The 896-nt window shown below is 62.3% G+C and carries 1 protein-coding gene and 1 pseudogene; both read left to right on the top strand.

The window, feature by feature from the left end:
* A partial coding sequence (locus tag EOA24_RS39600; protein ID WP_189354667.1) for an excalibur calcium-binding domain-containing protein occupies nucleotides 1–345 on the top strand: 345 nt, incomplete at its 5' end.
* Nucleotides 346–672: 327 nt separating this feature from the next.
* Nucleotides 673–896 (top strand): annotated as a pseudogene (locus EOA24_RS39595) (DUF1403 family protein); the annotation flags it as partial.

Below are 896 nucleotides of genomic sequence, written 5' to 3'. Positions count from 1 at the left end.
GTCGAGCATGGCCAAGCCCTCGATTGGCCGCGCTACAGCCATGGCGCTTATGCAGCGCAGCAGGCAAAAGCAGAGGCGGCAAAGGTCGGACTATGGGTCGGTAACTTCCAAGCACCTTGGGATTGGCGCGCATTGCATTCTAACGTGGACGCGCCATCGAGCCGGCCGCTCGACACCGTCAGCCGCAAACTTGTCTCGCAAAGTGGCGGATATTCGTGTGAGCAGCGACGATACTGCTCGCAAATCAGCTCGTGCGACGAAGCCCAATGGTATCGGCACAGCTGCTCATGGGGTCGCAAGCTTGATTGGGACGGCGACGGCGTGGCTTGCGAGTCGCTTTGCTAGACGACGACAGTCGCGCTGATCAAAGGTGAGGCCATAAACTCGGCAGTCGCGGTCTTTGTTCGCGCTGGTTGTCGGGCCGAGCTACCTCAGGTGATCAGCCAGTAGGGTCTGAAATCGCTGTACAGGGTGATAATCCACTGGAAAAGAAAGCGTGTCCGCTTGTGAGCGCAGCACGGCACTCAGAGGACGGGAACTCAGTGCCGAGAAAGCTAAAGCGGCCAAAAGTGCCAGACGCGCCAACACCGCTGCTAACCGCCATGATGGATATATGCAAGCAACTTGCGGTCAACACGGGACGACCGGTGTCTCCAGAGCCATGTTGGGACGGCCTGGTGGCTGGCCGACCTGGTGGTGGCGCAAAACCTGCGCTGGCCACGGCCGTTGCCACTGCTCATCGCCCAGGGCTTCGGGCGGGCATTCCGCGCCGAGAGCGGCAAGCGCAGCCGACCCGGGGAAGACGGATTTGAGCGCGCGCTGTGCCTGGGGCTGGTTCAAGCGGCGGCGCAGGCCTGCCGGCTGGCGGCCGAGCTGTCGCGCCGCGCCGAAAAACT

The organism is Mesorhizobium sp. M2A.F.Ca.ET.039.01.1.1 (genome assembly GCF_003998035.1).
GTDB lineage: Bacteria > Pseudomonadota > Alphaproteobacteria > Rhizobiales > Rhizobiaceae > Mesorhizobium.
This window is presented reverse-complemented; position numbering and strand designations above follow the sequence as displayed.